Genomic DNA, 16,416 nt, shown 5'->3' with positions numbered 1-16,416 from the left:
CCATGGATGCCCGCACGATCATCGCCGGCCTGCGCAAGGGAGAGACCCCGCATCGTGGCGCCATGAGCTGGATGGCGAAAAGCCTGGCCGACGGCACCGTCAGCGACGCACAGGCCGGCGCCTTTGCCATGGCCGTCTGCCTGCAGGGCCTGAACGCCGAATTCCGGGCCGAACTCACACTGGCCATGCGCGACACCGGACAGGTCCTGACGTGGAACGTGGACGGGCCGGTGGTGGACAAGCATTCCACCGGCGGTGTGGGCGACTGTGTCTCCTTCGTACTGGCGCCCGCGCTGGCGGCCTGCGGGGCCTATGCGCCGCTGATCTCGGGCCGTGGCCTGGGGCATACCGGCGGGACACTGGACAAGCTGGAAGCGATCCCGGGCGTGCGCACGCAGGTCCCGCCGGAAAAGCTGCAGCAGATCGTGGGGCAGGTGGGATGTGCCATCGTCGGTGCAACGGGCGACATCGCCCCTGCCGACCGGCGGCTTTACGCGATCCGCGACGTTACCTCGACCGTCGACAGCCTGGACCTGATCACCGCGTCCATCCTGTCGAAGAAACTGGCGGCCGCGCCGCAGGCCCTGATCCTCGACGTCAAGGTCGGCTCCGGCGCGCTGATGAAGTCCGAAGCGGAAGCGAAGGCACTGGCCACCGCGCTGGTCGAAACCGCCAATGCCGCCGGTTGCCCCTGCCGGGCCATAATCTCGGACATGAACCAGCCGCTGGCCCCCGTGGCCGGCAACGCGCTGGAGATCGTGGCCGCGATGGAGGTGCTGACAGGCGAAGGGATGGATTCGCCCCTGGCAAGGATTGCGGCCCTTCTGGGCGGGGCGCTTCTGACGCAGACCGGGCTGGCCGACACGGCCGAGGCGGGGCAGACCAAAATCCTGGCCACGCTGTCGGATGGCAGTGCCGCCGAACGCTTCGCCCAGATGATCGGCGCGCTGGGCGGTCCGTCGGATTTCATCGAAAGCTGGCGCCATGGCCTGCCGGAGGCGGACCATATCCGCGAGGTGAAGGCTCCCGCGGATGGCTACATCGCCGCCATCGATGGCGAGGCGCTGGGCCTTGCCGTCGTGGGGCTGGGCGGCGGGCGTCAGGTCGAAACCGACCCGATTGACCCGGCCGTGGGCCTGACCGGCATCGCGCGGCTGGGTACGAAGGTCGAGGCCGGCGCGCCCCTGGCCACGATCCACGCCAGCCGCGACGACGCCGCCGACCGGGCCGCCGCGGCCGTCGGCGCGGCCTTCGTGATTGCCGACAAGCCGGTCGAGGTTCCGCCGCTTGTCCACGCGACGGTCGGTTGATGGGCCGGGCCTTCCTTGTGGTCATGGACTCCGTCGGGATCGGCGGCGCGCCGGACGCAGGGGCCTATTTCAACGGGGACATTCCCGACACCGGTGCCAACACGGTCGGCCACATCGCCGCCGCCTGCGCGACCGGAAGGGCGGAAGAGGGGCGCAGCGGGCCGTTGTGCCTGCCCACGCTGGATGCGCTGGGGCTGGGGGCGGCGGTGCGCGCGGCGTCCGGATTCGACGCGCCGGGTCTGACCGCTGCACCGACCGGCTTTTGGGCCGCGGGGACCGAACACGGGGCAGGGAAGGACACGCCATCCGGCCACTGGGAACTGGCGGGCCTGCCGGTGACCTGGGACTGGCATTTCTTTCCCGAAACCGTGCCAGCCTTCCCGGCCGACCTGTCCGCCGCCGTGGCGCTGGCTGCGGGGACCGAAGGCATCCTTGGCGATTGCCACGCCTCGGGGACCGATATCATCGCGCGGCTGGGGCCTGACCACATGCGGACGGGCTGGCCGATCTGCTATACCTCGGCCGACAGTGTCTTTCAGATCGCAGCGCACGAGGAGACCTTCGGCCTTGAACGCCTGTTGACGCTTTGCGAAGCGGTGGCGCCGCTGTTGCACGACATGAAGGTCGGCCGCGTGATCGCCCGGCCCTTCGTTGGGTCGCCCGGACATGGATTCACCCGCACCGGCAACCGCCGCGACTATGCGCTGACGCCGCCGGGGCCTCTTCTGACAAATGTTGCCCACGACGCGGGCCGCAAGGTTCACGGCATCGGCAAGATTGGCGATATCCTGGCCTGGCAGGGGATCGACGATGTCCGCAAGGGGCCGGACGCCGACCTGATGGGCCATCTGCACGACCTGATCGGCAGGGCCGAAGACGGCAGCCTGACCTTCGCCAACTTCGTCGAGTTCGACAGTCTTCATGGCCACCGCCGCGATGTATCGGGCTATGCGCGCGCGTTGGAATGGTTCGACGCGGGGCTGGCGCCGGCGCTGGGCCGGCTGCGGGACGGGGACCTGCTGATCCTGACCGCGGACCACGGCAACGATCCGACGTGGCCCGGCACCGACCATACCCGCGAACGGGTGCCGGTGCTGGCGGCGGGAATCGGGGCGGGCAGTGCGGGGCTTGTCGACTTCGCCGACGTCGCGGCGACGGTCGCGGCGCATCTAGATCTGCCGCCTGTCGGCCCTGGCCGCAGCTTTTTGCCCTGATTCCGGTCTGCGGCGTCTTGCAGGACAGCCGTCCCTGGCCGAATACTGGGGGCCAGCCAGAACGCCAATGCACAAGAAAAGCCCGGAGACCGCGCCCATGCCCAAACCCGCCCCGGTGACCGTCGTCGAACACCCGCTTGTCCTGCACAAGCTGTCGCTGATGCGGGACAAGCGCACGCCAACCTCGGAATTCCGGCAACTGCTGCGCGAGATCACGCTGCTCCTGGCCTACGAGATCACGCGCGAGCTGCCGATCACCTCGACCCTGGTCGAGACGCCGATGATGGACATGGATGCGCCGACGCTGGCGGGCAAGAAACTGGCGGTCGTGTCGATTCTGCGGGCCGGCAACGGCATGCTGGACGGCGTTCTGGAACTGATCCCGGCGGCCCGGGTGGGCTTCGTGGGCCTCTACCGGGACGAGGAGACGCTGCAGCCGGTCCAGTACTATTTCAAGGTGCCCGACGGGCTGGAAGACCGGCTGGTCATCGTGGTCGACCCGATGCTGGCCACGGGCAATTCCTCGGTCGCGGCAATCGACCTGCTGAAGGAGGCCGGGGCCTCGGACATCCGGTTCCTGTGCCTGCTGGCCGCCCCCGAAGGGGTGGAGCGGATGCAGACCGCGCATCCGGACGTCCAGATCGTGACGGCGGCTGTCGACCAGGGCCTGAACGAGAACGGCTATATCATGCCGGGCCTGGGCGACGCGGGCGACCGCATGTTCGGAACGAAGTAGGGCCGGTTTTCCGGAAACTTGAACGGTTTGGCGGTTCCGCCCGGGGCCGCGACGCTTTACTAGCACCCTGTTTTGGGCATTTTCTGCCAATTTTCGCGAGGGTTTGATGCGTTTCGTCCGGTTTCCTGTTACCTGCCTGGCCATTGTTGCGGCCGGCGTCCTCGCCAGCGCGACCGCGTCGGCGGCGCAATCCTTGCGCAACCTGCCGCCGCCCGCAGAATATCCGCCGAATTCCTATACCGGTAGCCAGTACGTCGACAGCCGCGGCTGCGTCTATATCCGCGCGGGTTTTGCCGGGGCGGTCACCTGGGTGCCGCGGGTGATGCGCAACCGGCAGCAGCTGTGCGGATATCAGCAGACGCAGGTCGCCGGCACGACGCCGACCAAGCCGCTGCCCGACAACGGGCCGCAGATCAATCTGGGATCGCAGACCGCCACTGCACCGGTCGCGGCCCCGCGGTCCGCACCGGTCCCGGCGCCGGTGCCCGCGGTCCGGGCGCCTGCGCCGACGACGACGGTGGCGGCGACCCAACCGGCATCATCATCTTCGCGCCCTGTCCGCGTGGTCGCGGCCCCTGTGTCTGCCCCGGTGCCCGGTCGCGCGTCCAGGGTCATCGTGGAGCGGCCCGGCGCCCCGGCCGAGACGGTTCGTGTCGCGGTGCCGCCGGCGCCGATGGGAGCGGCCTCTGCCCCGATCCTGTCGGGACGGGTGGTCAGTGTCGATGGCCGGCTGTCGGTCAGCCCGAACACCCGCGTCGTGGAACGCCATATCTGGGAAAAGCGTCAGAACACGACCGGCATGACCACGCCCCGCGGCTATGTCCCGGTCTGGGACGATGATCGCCTGAACCCGCACCGTGCCGAACGCACGCTGGTGCCGGCGCAACCATCGAACACGTTCACGACGCCGCGGGGTTTCGTGTCGGTCTGGGACGACGGACGGCTGAACACGCAACGGGGCCCGCGGACCCAGTCCCAGGTCGCGGCGACCGACCAGATCTGGAGCCGGACCGTGCCCCGTACGCTGAAACCCGTAACCGCGGATCCGGTGGTCATCACGGTCCAGACCCGGCCGCAGCCCGGCATACCCCGCGGCGCCCGGGTCAAGCCCTGGAACGACGCGCCCTGGGTGCCGGATGGCGGCAGCAACCGTTAGAGCAGACGTCAGGGTGTTTGGGACAGGGTCCGACGGGACGCGGCCCATGCGACCCGATACCGGGCCTCAGCCCGTGGGGCAGAGGCCCTGCAGCTGCACCCAGTCCTGGTCTTCCAGCACAGGCCGCACCTCTGCCGTGCCGGAGGCCGCGATATCCGGCAGCGGCCTGCCGCTTGCAGCCTCGGCCGCGAGAAAGGGCCCCGGCGGGATCTGGGCCGCGGCGAAGGCTTGCGCCAGCGCCGCTGGATCGGGCGTTTCGGGGGCGGAGGTCAGCAACGTCTCGGCATAGCGGTCGAGCGCGCGGGCGGGCAAGGTGCCCCGGGTCAGAAGAGACAGGACCCCCAGCGGCCCGGCCTTGCGCAGGACCAGGTCCAGCGGATCTTCTTCATTGGCCAGCACGCGTTCGCGCAGGATGTAACCGGCGGCGACGGCAGGGTCTTCGCTGGGGGCCACCAGTTGGCTGTCCAGTGCGACCAGTCCGCCGGGCAGGTGCAGGCTGGGCTGCGGGCTGTCGGTCAGCAGGACGATTTGGCGCGCCCCGGTGCGGGTGGCCAGCAGGGCCAGCGCCTTCGTGCCGTCCCGCGCCGGCGCGCCCGTGTTGCGCAATGTCCCGGCGCAGAGAGGCCCGGTCAGGCGCGCGACCCGGCGCAGCAATTCCTGCCCGACCTCGATCCGGGTCACCGCCGGCACCACGGCCAGCGCATGGCGGCGCAGCCCGACCGGCGCCCAGGCCAGCAGCGTCAGGCCCAGCACGGCGGCGATCCCGGTCACGACGGCGGTGCGGACACGGCCACGGCGGGGACGAGTGCGGTGGATGGCGCTGCGGATGCGGTCCAGTGCATCGATCATCACGCTTTCGCTGCCCTCGAACTCCAGCGTCTCGTCCGGGTCGCCGTCCGGTCCGTAGATGGCTGGCAGCACCCCCGGATTGCGCCGTTCAAGGGCGGCCAGCGACCAGTGCGCCAGCACCCGGTCGCGCATGTCGGTGATGGTCAGCGTCGCCTCGCCCAGGGACACAACGACCTCGCGCCGCTGGGACCTGGGTCCCGCACGCCAGAGACCGGTGGCCTCCAGTCGCTCGTATCGCTTCAGCGCCGTCATGAAGTGTTCGCTGCTCTATTCTTCTTTTCGGCACAAGATAACAGTCGCCGGGACCGGCGGCAATTCGCTGCGTCGGGCCCGACCGTCGGGCAGACGGCCCGACGGACCAGCCGGCCGGATCCTGCAAGGATCCGGCCCCCAGCCCGGCAGGCTCCTGCGGGTTCTGCCGTCCGACCCGGGGGCGCGGCGCGGTGGTCCGTCCGGCAGACCGTCAGAGCGTCGCCGCAACCTTGCGCAGCTCGAACTTCTGGATCTTGCCGGTCGAGGTCTTGGGCAATTCCTGGAAGACCACCGCCTTGGGCGTCTTGAAGCCCGCCAGCGTCTGCCGGGTAAAGGCGATCAGCCCGGCCTCGTCCGCCTCGGCCCCGGCCTTCAGCTCGACGAAGGCACAAGGCACCTCGCCCCATTTCTCGTCCGGCTTCGCCACAACGGCGGCCAGCAGCACGTCCGGGTGCGCCATCAGCACGCCTTCCACCTCGACCGAGGAGATGTTCTCGCCCCCCGAGATGATGATATCCTTGGCCCGGTCGGCGATCTGGATATAGCCGTCGGGATGCTGCACCGCGATATCGCCCGAATGGAAATACCCGCCGGCAAAGGCCTCGGACGTGGCTTCGGGGTTCTTCAGGTACCCCTTCATGACGGCATTGCCGCGGATCATGATTTCGCCCTGGTGGCGGCTGTCCATCGGGACCTGTGCCATCTCGGCATCCATGACGGTGACATGTTCGAACTGGGGCATGGCGACACCCTGGCGTGCCTTGATCTTCGCCCGGTCGTCGCCTTCCAAGTGGGCCCACTGGTGGCCCCACATGCATTCGGTCGCGGGACCGTAGCATTCGGTCAGACCGTAGACCTGGGTCACGTGAAAGCCCATCGGCTCGATCTTGGCAAGCGTCGCCGGGGCAGGGGGCGCGCCGGCGGTGAAGACCTCGACCACGTGGTCGAAGCTGCGGCGTTCCTCCTCCGGCGCGTTGACCAGCATGTTCAGCACGATGGGCGCGCCGCCGAAATGGGTCACGCCCTCGTCCGCGATGGCGTTGAACACGGCCGGGGCCGTGATGTCGCGGCAGCAGACCAGGGTCCCGCCGACCATCGGCATCAGCCAGGTGTGGCACCAGCCGTTGCAGTGGAACAGCGGTACGATGGTCAGATAGGTCGGCCGCAACTGCATCCGCCAGCTGATCACCTGGCCGATGGCGTTCAGATAGGCGCCGCGATGGTGATAGACCACGCCCTTGGGCCGGCCGGTGGTGCCCGAGGTATAGTTCAGCGCGATGGATTCCCATTCGTCCTTGGGCAGGATCCAGTCGAAATCGTGCCGCGCATTGCCGATGACGGTCTCGTAGGCCGGATAGCGCCCGGACGGGAGGAAGCCCGCCTGTTCGTCGGGCACCTCGATCACCAGCGGGCCGTCGCCTTCCATCGCCTCGATCGCGGCCTCGGCCAGGGCCAGGAACTGGGTGTCGACCAGCACCACCTTGGCGCCGCCATGTTCCAGGATATAGGTCACCGTGCCGACATCGAGGCGGGTGTTGATCGTGTTCAGGATCGCGCCTGTGGCGGGCACGGCAAAATGAGCCTCGGCCTGGGCGGGGATGTTGGGCAGGATCGTGGCAACCACATCACCGGGTTCCACGCCCATCGCGGCCAACGCGGACGCGGCCCGGGTGCAGCGGTCATAATATTCGGCATAGGTCTTGCGGTGCGTGCCATAGACCACGGCGGTCTCGGCCGCGAAGACATGCGCGGCCCGCTGCAGACCGGACAGCGGCGTCAGCGGAACATAGTTTGCAGGGTTGCGCTCAAGTCCGGTCTCGTCTGCCAGCCAGCCCATGAGGGATCCTCCATGCCATAAGAAAAAACGGGTCGGCGCGACTATGCGACGGGGCGCGGGCAATGAGAAGTGCATACCATTGCATATCCTGCAGCCGCTGGCGGCCGCATGTCGCAGGGGCTAGGGTCGGGGCATGATCGTCTCGCCCGGCCGCGGCTATGTCTTCGTCCACATCCCGAAAACCGCCGGCACCGCGATGGCGCTGGCGCTGGAGGCACGCGCGATGAAGGACGACATCCTGGTCGGCGACACGCCGAAGGCGCGCCGGCGCAAGCGGCGGCTGAAAGGGCTGGCGACCACGGGCCGCCTGTGGAAGCACAGCCGCCTGTCCGATATCGGCGGCCTGCTGAAACCGGGAGAGCTGGAGCGCCTCTTCGCCTTCACGCTGGTCCGCAATCCCTGGGACCGGACCGTCAGCTATTACCACTGGCTGAAGGGACAGACCTTCACGCACGAGGCCGTGCGGCTGGCACAGCAACTGGATTTCGAAGCCTTCGTCCTGCATCCGCACACGCGCGCCACGCTGGCCGGATCGCCCGCGGTCGCCTACATGCGCCGCATCGACGGGTCAGAACAATGCGCGGCCTACATAAGGATCGAACATCTGGAGGAGGACGCAGCCCCCCTCTGGGCTCATCTGGGCTTCCGCCTGGATCTGCCCCGGGCCAATGCCTCGGACCGGCACGCCGACTACCGGGCCTACTACTCCGACGCAGCCGCGGCCGCCATCGCATCGGCCTGCGCCACCGACATCGCCCGCTTCGGCTACACCTTCGACTGACCGGGCGCGCCTGCCACTTCTTTGGTCTTCAAATACCTCGGGGAACCGGTCCCGCAGGGACCGGTGGGGCAGAGCCCCCGGCAACATCGACACCGGGGGCTCCGCCAGAACGTCAGCGTAGGGCGGGGCTCACCCCGCGGCCACGCCACGTCGTTCGAAAAGGCGGGGTAAAACCCACCCTGCGGTCAGGCCGCGTCCTTCATCCCGAAACGGCCATAGAAGGTCTCGCCCTTCTCCGCCATCTCGCGCAGCAGGGGCGGGCAGGCGAAGCGCTCGCCATAGGCTGCCGTCAGCTCGTCGCAGCGCCTGGCCGCGAAGTCGGCGCCGACGATGTCCAGCCACGAGAACGGGCCGCCCGACCAGGGCGCGAAGCCCCAGCCCAGGATCGCGCCCACGTCGCCTTCGCGGATGTCCATCAGGACGCCTTCTTCCAGCGCGCGGACCGCTTCCAGGACCTGGCTGAACATCAGCCGGTGCTGGACGTCACGCAGTTCGGGCTGGTCCTCGGCTTCGGGGAACCTGTCCTGGATGCCCTTCCAGTAATCCAGCCGTTTGCCCTTTTCGTCGTAGTTGAAGAACCCGGCCTTGGCCTTGCGGCCCAGGCGGCCCAGATCCTCCATCCAGAACAGCAGGTCGTCGACCGGCGACGCCGGATAGGCGTTCCCCATCGCGGCCTTGGTCGCGCGCGCGATCTTGGCGCCCAGCTCGATCGAGGTCTCGTCGGTCAGCTGCAGCGGCCCCACGGGGAAACCCAGCTGCGCCGCCGCGTGGTCGATCAGCTGCGGAGCGACCCCTTCCGTCACCATCCGGGCGCCTTCGTTCACGTAAGGGATGATGCAACGGTTGGCATAGAAGAACCGTTCGTCGTTGACCACGATCGGCGTCTTGCGGATCTGGCGCACGTAATCCAGCGCCTTGGCCACGGCCCGGTCGCCGGTTTCCTTGCCCTTGATGATCTCGACCAGCGCCATGCGTTCGACGGGTGAAAAGAAGTGGATGCCGATGAACTGCTCCGGCCGCACCGACGCCTTGGCCAGGCCCGTGATCGGCAGGGTCGAGGTATTGGAGGCAAAGATGCAGTCCTCCGGAATGATCGCCTCGACCTTCTTCGTCATCTCGGCCTTGACGCCCGGATCCTCGAACACGGCCTCGATGATCAGGTCGCAGCCCTTAAGCGCGTCCAGGTCCGGCGTGGCCGTGATCTTGGACAGAAGCGCCGCCTTCTTCTCTTCGGTGGCCTTGCCGCGCTGGATGCCCTTGTCCATGTAGCTTTCGGCATAGCCCTTGCCGCGGTCGGCCGCTTCCTGGTCGCGGTCGATCAGGATCACGTCGATCCCCGCCTGGGCCGACACCAGCGCGATGCCTGCGCCCATCATGCCTGCGCCCAGCACGCCCAGCGTCTTGACCCGCTGGTCCGCCACGCCGGCGGGACGCACGGCGCCCTTTTCCAGCGCTTCCTTGTTCAGGAAGAGCGAGCGCACCATCGCCCCCGACGACGGGTTCATCAGCACATTGGTGAACCAGCGCGCCTCGATCCGGAGCGCGGTGTCGAAATCGACCAGCGCGCCTTCATAGACGGCCGACAGCAGCGCCTTCGGTGCCGGATAGGCCCCTTGGGTCTGTCCGTGCACCATGGCCGAGGCGCCGACGAAGGTCATGAAACCTGCCGGTTGATAGGGCGCACCGCCGGGCATCTTGTAGCCCTTGGCGTCCCACGGCTTCACCAGGTCCGCATCCTTGGCGGACAGGACCCAGGCCTTGGCATCGGCCATCGGATCGTCCGAAACTTCGTCGATCAGACCGGCCTTCTTGGCCTTGTCGGGCGCCAGCATCTTGGACTGCAGCAGGTATTCCGATGCGCCCATGACCCCGAACTTGCGGATCAGGCGGGTGGTGCCGCCGGCCCCGGGAAAGAGGCCCACCAGGACCTCCGGCAGGCCGATCCGGGCCTTGGGGTTGTTGGCGGCAAAGATCCTGTGGCAGGCCAGCGGCAGTTCGTATCCGATGCCGGCCGCCGTTCCGGGCAGGACGGCCGCAATCGGTTTGCCGCCCTTCTTGGACTTGGGGTCCATGCCGGCCAGTTCGATCTTCCGCAGCACCTTGTGCATGTTCATGATCGCGTCGAACAGGCCCTGGGCCGGGTTGTCGCCGGCCAGTTCCCGGGCGCGGCCCAGCTGGTTCAGGTCCATGCCGCCGGCAAAGCTGCCGTCCTTGCCGGAGGTGATGACGATGCCCTTCACGGCGTCGTCGGCCAGCGCGTCGTCGACACAGGCGCTCAGCTCTTCCAGGCCGTCGAAGCTCATCACGTTCATCGACTTGCCGGGAACGTCCCAGGTGATCACGGCGACGCCATCGTCGCCTTTCTGCATGGTAAAATCGGTCATTTGCTCTCTCCCTTTCATGGGAAACTCAAACTGTAACCGGGTCCGGACAGGCCCCGGCGATAATCTGTGATGTCAGTTCGGATTCTCGAACGGGCTGCCGTCCTTCCGCGCGTAACTGCCTTTGCCGTCGATATTCGCCACCATCATGTCGATGTCGGAGTAATAGACAGTCTCGGTCGGGGTGTTGGTGCCGACGACGAAGAAGCTTGCCGGCGCCTCCGACCGGTTGACCAGGCAATGCCCGTCCTCGACCCCGGCCGGAAAGCCCGCGCAATCGCCCGGACGCATCGGCGTTTCGCCACCGTCCATGATCAGCACCAACTCGCCCGTCAGCACGATCAGGAATTCGTCTTGCTCCATGTGCCAATGGCGCAAGGACGACTGGACCCCGGGTGCCAGCGTGACGATATTGGCGCCGAACTGGGTGATACCAGAGGCTGCACCGACGCCCAGAACTGTCCGGCCCTCAAACCCCTCGGCAAAGCGCGCGGGGTAGGAGGAGCCCGTCCTGGGTTCGATCCGGCTGAGATCGAGTTTGCCCATCAGACGCGCTCGATGATCGTGGCCGCACCCATGCCCGAAGCGACGCAGAGCGTGGCCAGGCCGGTTTCTTTGTCGGTCCGCTCCAGTTCGTCCAGCAGCGTGCCGATGATCATTGCGCCGGTGGCGCCCAGCGGGTGCCCCATTGCGATGGCACCGCCGTTCACGTTGACCCTGTCATGGTCGACATCGAAGGCCTGCATGAAGCGCAGCACGACCGACGAAAACGCCTCGTTCACCTCGAAAAGGTCGATGTCCCCGATGGCCATGCCGCTATCCGCCAGGATCTTCTGGGTGGCGGGGACGGGGCCCGTCAGCATGATCGTGGGATCGGTGCCGATCTTGCAGGTGGCCTTGATCCGCGCGCGGGGCTTCAGCCCATAGGCCTCGCCGAATTCCTTGTTGCCGATCAGCACGGCGGCCGAACCGTCGACGATGCCCGACGAATTGCCGGCATGGTGCACGTGGTTGATCTTTTCCAGGTGCGGGTATTTCAGCAGGGCGACCTTGTCGAAGCCCGGCATCTGCTCGCCCATCATCTGGAAGGACGGGTTGAGCGCTCCCAGGCTCTGCATGTCGGTGCCGGGGCGCATGTATTCGTCACGCGTCAGGATCGGCAGGCCGTTCTGGTCCTTGATGGCGACGACGGATTTCTCGAACCGGTTGTCGTCCCAGGCGGCTTTGGCGCGCCTCTGGCTTTCGACCGCCAGCGCGTCGACCTGGTCGCGGGTGAACCCGTATTCGGTCGCGATGATGTCGGCCGAAATGCCCTGCGGCACGAAATAGGTCTTCATGGCGACCGTGGGATCGACGGCAATGGCCGCCCCGTCCGACCCCATGGCGACACGGCCCATCATCTCGACCCCGCCGGCGATGTACGCCTGGCCCGCGCCGCCCTTGACCTGGTTCGCGGCCAGGTTCACGGCTTCCATGCCGGACGCACAGAAGCGGTTGATCGCCAGACCCGGGATCCGTTCGTCCAGGTCCGAGGCCAGCACGGCGGTCCGTGCCAGGCAGCCGCCCTGTTCCATGACCTGGGTGACATTGCCCCAGATCACGTCCTCGACGGCGTGGCCGTCCAGGTTGTTGCGCTCCTTGATGGCGTTCAGGATCTGTGCCGACAGGCGCAGCGCCGTCACCTCGTGCAGCGCGCCGTCCTTGCGACCCTTGCCCCGCGGCGAGCGGATGGCGTCGTAGATATAGGCATCGGTCATGGAGTCCGTCCTCTCTCTCGTTGTCGCCGCGGGGAACGCGGCGGTCGTCAGGCCCGATCCGACGGATTGCCGGGCATCAGGTCATATGGGTGCTTCCAGCCGGGCAGGGCCGAGATACGGTCCAGCCAGGCGTCGATATTGGGGAAATCCTTGCGGTCGAAAGCGAAGGGTTCGGGGTAGTACAGGTAACAGCAGCAGGACAGGTCGGCCGCGGTAATCCCGTCGCCCACGATCCAGTCGCGCCCCTCCAGGTGTTTTTCCAGGATCGCATAGGCGCCCGCATTGCGCCCCTGCAGGAAACCGATCACGTCCTTCGACCGGTTCGCCTCGGGCAGGAAGTTCATGATGAAACGGGTGGGCCCGATCATGGCAGAAAACTTGTTGTTGTCCCACAGCACCCAGCGCAGGATCTCGCGTTCTTGGGCCTTGTCCCTGCCGCCGAACTTGCCCGTCTTCTCTGCGATGTAATCCAGGATCACGCCGGACTGTGTCAACGTCAGGTCGCCGTCGACCAGCACCGGGCATTCGCCCATCTCGTTGACGGCCTCACGGTACTCGGGCGACCGCGTTTCGCCCTTGAAGAAATCGACATAGACGGGCTCCCATTCAAGCCCGGCCAGGGCCAGCCCTAGGGCCACCTTGTAGGAATGTCCGCTTTCGCCGAAACAGTAGAGCTTGATGGTCATGTACTGGCCTCCTCAGGCGCAAGGATCCGATGTCGGATCGGAGTATTTTCAAAGAGAAGAAACCCCAAAGTGCCTGTCCTGGTAACCCCACATTAACGTTAACGGTGTTTCACTGGCGCCGCGGTACAGGCGGGAGCGCCGATGACCGCAAGAGGAGAAGCCCCGCCGCCCGCGCCAGTGCCGCCTAGCGAGATCGCGCTTCGGCGGCGGGGTGGACGGCCCCGAAAAAGCTTCGCGGCTTCTTCTCTTTCCAAATACCTCCCGCCGGAGGCATCCGCCGGGCCGCGGACGAGGACCGGTCAGGAACATGTCCCGACCGATCGTGCCTGACCATTTCAGAAGTTGGCCGCGTCCAGCGCCATGACTGTGTCGGCACCGGTCTGGATCCGGGCCAGGTGCAGCGCGGTGGCCGGCAACTGGCGCGCCATGTAGTAGCGGCCGGTTGCGATCTTGGTCTCGTAGAACGCGGTGTCGCCGGTGCCGGCATCCAGGGCAGCCTTGGCCGCCTTGGCGATCTGGGCCCACATCAGGCCCAGGCAGACATGGCCGAACATGTGCATGAAGTCATAGGACCCCGACAGCGCGTTGTTCGGGTTGGTCATGCCGTTCTGCATGAAGTACATGCCGGCCGACTGCAGGTCCTTCGACGCCGCCTTCAGCGGGTCCAGGAACGCCTTGTCATAGGACTCGTCGCTGCCGGCATTGTCCTTGATGAAGCTTTTCACCAGGTCGAAGAACGCCATCACGTGCTTGCCTCCGTCCGAGGCCAGCTTGCGGCCCACGAGGTCCAGCGCCTGGATGCCGTTTGCGCCCTCGTAGATCATCGCGATGCGGGCGTCGCGGGTATATTGCGACATGCCCCATTCCTCGATGTAGCCGTGGCCGCCATAGACCTGCTGGGCCTTCACGGTCATGTCGTAGCCCTGGTCGGTCAGGAAGCCCTTGATCACCGGCGTCAGGAGCGAGATCAGTCCGTCCGCGTCCTTGTCGCCCGTGCGCACCGCCTTGTCGATCATCGTGGCACCCCAGAGCACGAAGGCACGCGCGCCCTCGGCAAAGCTCTTTTGGTCCATCAGCGCGCGGCGGACGTCCGGGTGGACGATGATCGGATCGGCCGGGCCGTCCGGGTTCTTGGCGCCGGTCACGTCGCGGCCCTGCAGCCGGTCCTTGGCGTAGTCGACGGCGTTCTGATAGGCGGCATCCGCTTGCGACAGGCCCTGCATGCCGACGCCCAGGCGGGCCTCGTTCATCATGGTGAACATGGCGCGCATGCCCTTGTGGGCCTCGCCCAGAAGCCAGCCGGTCGCGCCGTCATAGTTCATGACGCAGGTGGCATTGCCGTGGATGCCCATCTTCTCTTCGATCTTGCCGCAGCTCACGCCGTTGCGGGCGCCAAGCGAGCCGTCCTCGTTCACGAGGAACTTCGGCACGATGAAGAGAGACACGCCCTTGATGCCTTCGGGGCCGCCGGGAATCTTGGCCAGCACCAGGTGGATGATGTTGTCGGCCAGGTCGTGTTCGCCGGCCGAGATGAAGATCTTCTGGCCGGTGATCTTGTAGGACCCGTCACCCTGCGGCTCGGCCTTGGTACGCATCATGCCCAGATCGGTGCCGCAATGCGGTTCCGTCAGGTTCATGGTGCCGGTCCAGTCGCAGGACACCATCTTGGGCAGGTAGGTCTGCTTCTGTTCGTCCGAGCCATGCGCCAGGATGGCCGAGGCCGCGCCATGGGTCAGACCCTGGTACATGGTGAAGGCCTGGTTGGCGGCCGAGAAATATTCGCCGATGGCAGAGCTGACCACGTGGGGCAGGTTCTGACCGCCGAATTCTTCCGGGAAATCGATGCCGGACCAGCCCCCTTCCTTCATCTGCTCGAAGGCTGCCTTGAACCCTTCGGGCGTTCGGACCACGCCGTTTTCCAGGGTGCAGCCTTCGACATCGCCCACGGTGTTCAGCGGCTGCATCACTTCGGATGCCAGCTTGCCGGCCTCTTCCAGGATGGCGGCGGTGAAATCGGGCTCAAGATCGGCATAGCCGGGAATGTCCGAGGCCGAGATCTTCAGCACATCGTGCAGAAGGAACTGGGTGTCCTTGGTGGGGGCGGTATAGCGGGGCATGCGGTCACTCCTCCGTGACTTGCGGGCGAGTTCCGGCGGGTCAGCACAACCGTGCCGGATTTCAAGACAGAGATTCTGTCGCGCGGGGGCCGGGCCCCGCACTGACGTCATTCAGGGGGCCGTGGGATCACGGCCCGCGTTTCGGTCGGGTCACGAGACGTCCGGGTCCCGGGCGTCGCTGTCGTCGGTCTGGCGGGCGCTGAGCGTCGCGATCATGCGTTCGCCCCATGCCAGTTGTTCCTTCAGGTCGGCAATGGTGCGATTAAGGTCGTCCCGCTGGCGTTCCATGTCCGCCAGCCGTTCCAGGCCGATCCGGTGGGTCCGCGACAGCTGGGTCAGCTGCTGGTCGCCCATGTGATAGAGTTCCAGCAGCTGCCGGATCTCTTCCAGGCGGAAACCAAACCGCTTGCCGCGCAGGATCAGCTTGAGCCGGGCACGGTCGCGGCGGGTGAACAGCCGCTTCTGGCCTTTGCGGATCGGGAACAGCAGTTCCTTCGCTTCATAGAAACGCAGGGTGCGCGGGGTGACCTCGAAGGCATCGCTCATTTCGCGGATGGTCATCAGGTCGCCGGGCGTGTCGTCGTTGCCATCGTCGAAGGACGAACCGTCATGACCAGCGGCCACGCCGGCGGCGTTCCGGCGGTCGTCCCCGTCGTCGGAAAAGAACCCGGGGATGGAGGTCAGCTCGCTCATGGTCCGTTCGGAATCTGCGTTGCCGGTGTTGCCCGCAGCCGATCCGGCGTGGGCGTCTTGGTGTGCATAGTTTCTATCGGTCATCAATTTCGCGAATCTGTTCTTCGTTCTGGCGGCAGTCAAACACAGCTTTGACGTTTACGTAACTTGTACGTTGCGTCAACTTCGGGCATCGTGAAGATCAGCTGTCGGAAAGCGTCCTGGCGATTTCGGCCCGGGTTTCGCCCAGTTCGGCGATGGCCTCGACCAGTTGCTGGCGCTGTTCGTCCAGGGCCACAAGCTGACGGTCGGCCATTTCAAGGAAGGCTTCGGCCTGGGCCTTGTTTCCCTGCTTCTCGTAGATTTCCAGCCACTGCCGGATCTCTTCCAGCTGGAAGCCGAACCTGCGGCCCCGCAGGATCAGCTTCATCCGGACCCGGTCGCGGGCGCCATAAAAGCGCGAGCGGCCCTCGCGGTCGGGGCTCAGAAGCTCGATATATTCGTAATACCGCAGGGTGCGCGGCGTCACGTCGAACTCGGCGCACATTTCCTTGAATGTCAGGCGTGTATCCGACATGTCTGCCCCCTCCGGTCTTCGCGGGGAACCTATGCGCTTGCGGCGGGCTGTGCAACATCGCCGGCGCAAGGGATGCGGGCCGAAGGGCACG

Annotated in this window: 14 protein-coding genes; 5 read left to right on the top strand and 9 right to left on the bottom strand. The window is 66.6% G+C overall.

The window, feature by feature from the left end; translation table 11 throughout:
* Positions 1 to 2: 2 nt before the first annotated feature.
* The 4 genes from FQK05_RS16250 (at position 3) to FQK05_RS16235 (ending at position 4,416) form a co-directional block, all read left to right on the top strand.
* The gene (locus FQK05_RS16250) at positions 3 to 1,310 is read left to right on the top strand and encodes a thymidine phosphorylase (RefSeq protein ID WP_158968732.1); all 1,308 of its coding nucleotides are present in this window, start codon (positions 3 to 5) and stop codon (positions 1,308 to 1,310) included.
* Positions 1,310 to 2,524: a phosphopentomutase gene (locus FQK05_RS16245; RefSeq protein WP_158968730.1), complete on the top strand. Its 1,215-nt coding sequence runs from the start codon at positions 1,310 to 1,312 to the stop codon at positions 2,522 to 2,524. Before FQK05_RS16250 ends, FQK05_RS16245 begins: the two co-directional genes overlap by 1 nt.
* A 97-nt stretch (positions 2,525 to 2,621) precedes the next feature.
* Positions 2,622 to 3,260, top strand: a complete 639-nt coding sequence (gene upp, locus FQK05_RS16240; protein WP_158968728.1) for a uracil phosphoribosyltransferase — start codon at positions 2,622 to 2,624, stop codon at positions 3,258 to 3,260.
* Positions 3,261 to 3,366: 106 nt separating this feature from the next.
* Positions 3,367 to 4,416: an SPOR domain-containing protein gene (locus FQK05_RS16235; protein WP_158968725.1), complete on the top strand. Its 1,050-nt coding sequence runs from the start codon at positions 3,367 to 3,369 to the stop codon at positions 4,414 to 4,416.
* 66 nt (positions 4,417 to 4,482) lie between these two features.
* Here the strand turns inward: FQK05_RS16235 and FQK05_RS16230 are convergent, their stop codons facing one another.
* Positions 4,483 to 5,517 carry a hypothetical protein gene (locus tag FQK05_RS16230; protein ID WP_158968724.1) on the bottom strand — a complete coding sequence of 345 codons (1,035 nt, stop codon included), beginning with the start codon at positions 5,515 to 5,517 and terminating at the stop codon, positions 4,483 to 4,485.
* A 211-nt stretch (positions 5,518 to 5,728) separates the two neighbouring features.
* Positions 5,729 to 7,354 (bottom strand): AMP-binding protein, encoded by a 1,626-nt coding sequence (locus FQK05_RS16225; protein WP_158968722.1) that lies wholly within the window; start codon positions 7,352 to 7,354, stop codon positions 5,729 to 5,731.
* Between the two features lie 133 nt (positions 7,355 to 7,487).
* Between FQK05_RS16225 and FQK05_RS16220 the strand changes: the two genes are divergently transcribed.
* The gene (locus FQK05_RS16220) at positions 7,488 to 8,135 is read left to right on the top strand and encodes a sulfotransferase family 2 domain-containing protein (RefSeq protein ID WP_158968720.1); all 648 of its coding nucleotides are present in this window, start codon (positions 7,488 to 7,490) and stop codon (positions 8,133 to 8,135) included.
* 185 nt (positions 8,136 to 8,320) lie between these two features.
* Here the strand turns inward: FQK05_RS16220 and FQK05_RS16215 are convergent, their stop codons facing one another.
* The 7 genes from FQK05_RS16215 to FQK05_RS16185 all read right to left on the bottom strand — a co-directional run bounded on the left by FQK05_RS16215 (position 8,321) and on the right by FQK05_RS16185 (position 16,325).
* Positions 8,321 to 10,519 (bottom strand): 3-hydroxyacyl-CoA dehydrogenase NAD-binding domain-containing protein, encoded by a 2,199-nt coding sequence (locus FQK05_RS16215; RefSeq protein WP_158968718.1) that lies wholly within the window; start codon positions 10,517 to 10,519, stop codon positions 8,321 to 8,323.
* A gap of 72 nt (positions 10,520 to 10,591) precedes the next feature.
* Entirely contained in the window at positions 10,592 to 11,062 is a 471-nt protein-coding gene (locus tag FQK05_RS16210) for a cupin domain-containing protein (RefSeq protein ID WP_158968716.1), read from the bottom strand.
* Complete coding sequence (locus tag FQK05_RS16205) at positions 11,062 to 12,273, bottom strand: acetyl-CoA C-acetyltransferase (protein ID WP_158968714.1); 1,212 nt, start codon at positions 12,271 to 12,273, stop codon at positions 11,062 to 11,064. The genes FQK05_RS16210 and FQK05_RS16205 overlap by 1 nt, the downstream gene beginning before the upstream one ends.
* Before the next feature lie 47 nt (positions 12,274 to 12,320).
* Positions 12,321 to 12,959 carry a glutathione S-transferase family protein gene (locus FQK05_RS16200; RefSeq protein ID WP_158968712.1) on the bottom strand — a complete coding sequence of 213 codons (639 nt, stop codon included), beginning with the start codon at positions 12,957 to 12,959 and terminating at the stop codon, positions 12,321 to 12,323.
* Between the two features lie 335 nt (positions 12,960 to 13,294).
* Entirely contained in the window at positions 13,295 to 15,076 is a 1,782-nt protein-coding gene (locus FQK05_RS16195; RefSeq protein ID WP_158968710.1) for an acyl-CoA dehydrogenase C-terminal domain-containing protein, read from the bottom strand.
* Between the two features lie 150 nt (positions 15,077 to 15,226).
* Positions 15,227 to 15,637, bottom strand: a complete 411-nt coding sequence (locus FQK05_RS16190) for a MerR family transcriptional regulator (RefSeq protein ID WP_158969243.1) — start codon at positions 15,635 to 15,637, stop codon at positions 15,227 to 15,229.
* A gap of 313 nt (positions 15,638 to 15,950) precedes the next feature.
* Positions 15,951 to 16,325 (bottom strand): MerR family transcriptional regulator, encoded by a 375-nt coding sequence (locus tag FQK05_RS16185; protein WP_158968708.1) that lies wholly within the window; start codon positions 16,323 to 16,325, stop codon positions 15,951 to 15,953.
* Positions 16,326 to 16,416: the final 91 nt, after the last annotated feature.

Origin of the sequence: Chachezhania sediminis (assembly GCF_009765275.1) — a bacterium.
In the GTDB taxonomy this organism is placed as follows: Bacteria; Pseudomonadota; Alphaproteobacteria; order Rhodobacterales; family Rhodobacteraceae; genus Chachezhania; species Chachezhania sediminis.
This window is presented reverse-complemented; position numbering and strand designations above follow the sequence as displayed.

What these genes read in the sequence shown, in the direction of transcription:
- FQK05_RS16250 (WP_158968732.1), top strand. Translation starts at nt 3, where the DNA reads ATGGATGCCCGCACGATCATCGCCGGCCTGCGCAAGGGAGAGACCCCG.
- FQK05_RS16245 (WP_158968730.1), top strand. Translation starts at nt 1,310, where the DNA reads ATGGGCCGGGCCTTCCTTGTGGTCATGGACTCCGTCGGGATCGGCGGC.
- upp (WP_158968728.1), top strand. Translation starts at nt 2,622, where the DNA reads ATGCCCAAACCCGCCCCGGTGACCGTCGTCGAACACCCGCTTGTCCTG.
- FQK05_RS16235 (WP_158968725.1), top strand. Translation starts at nt 3,367, where the DNA reads ATGCGTTTCGTCCGGTTTCCTGTTACCTGCCTGGCCATTGTTGCGGCC.
- FQK05_RS16230 (WP_158968724.1), bottom strand. Translation starts at nt 5,517, where the DNA reads ATGACGGCGCTGAAGCGATACGAGCGACTGGAGGCCACCGGTCTCTGG.
- FQK05_RS16225 (WP_158968722.1), bottom strand. Translation starts at nt 7,354, where the DNA reads ATGGGCTGGCTGGCAGACGAGACCGGACTTGAGCGCAACCCTGCAAAC.
- FQK05_RS16220 (WP_158968720.1), top strand. Translation starts at nt 7,488, where the DNA reads ATGATCGTCTCGCCCGGCCGCGGCTATGTCTTCGTCCACATCCCGAAA.
- FQK05_RS16215 (WP_158968718.1), bottom strand. Translation starts at nt 10,519, where the DNA reads ATGACCGATTTTACCATGCAGAAAGGCGACGATGGCGTCGCCGTGATC.
- FQK05_RS16210 (WP_158968716.1), bottom strand. Translation starts at nt 11,062, where the DNA reads ATGGGCAAACTCGATCTCAGCCGGATCGAACCCAGGACGGGCTCCTCC.
- FQK05_RS16205 (WP_158968714.1), bottom strand. Translation starts at nt 12,273, where the DNA reads ATGACCGATGCCTATATCTACGACGCCATCCGCTCGCCGCGGGGCAAG.
- FQK05_RS16200 (WP_158968712.1), bottom strand. Translation starts at nt 12,959, where the DNA reads ATGACCATCAAGCTCTACTGTTTCGGCGAAAGCGGACATTCCTACAAG.
- FQK05_RS16195 (WP_158968710.1), bottom strand. Translation starts at nt 15,076, where the DNA reads ATGCCCCGCTATACCGCCCCCACCAAGGACACCCAGTTCCTTCTGCAC.
- FQK05_RS16190 (WP_158969243.1), bottom strand. Translation starts at nt 15,637, where the DNA reads ATGACCATCCGCGAAATGAGCGATGCCTTCGAGGTCACCCCGCGCACC.
- FQK05_RS16185 (WP_158968708.1), bottom strand. Translation starts at nt 16,325, where the DNA reads ATGTCGGATACACGCCTGACATTCAAGGAAATGTGCGCCGAGTTCGAC.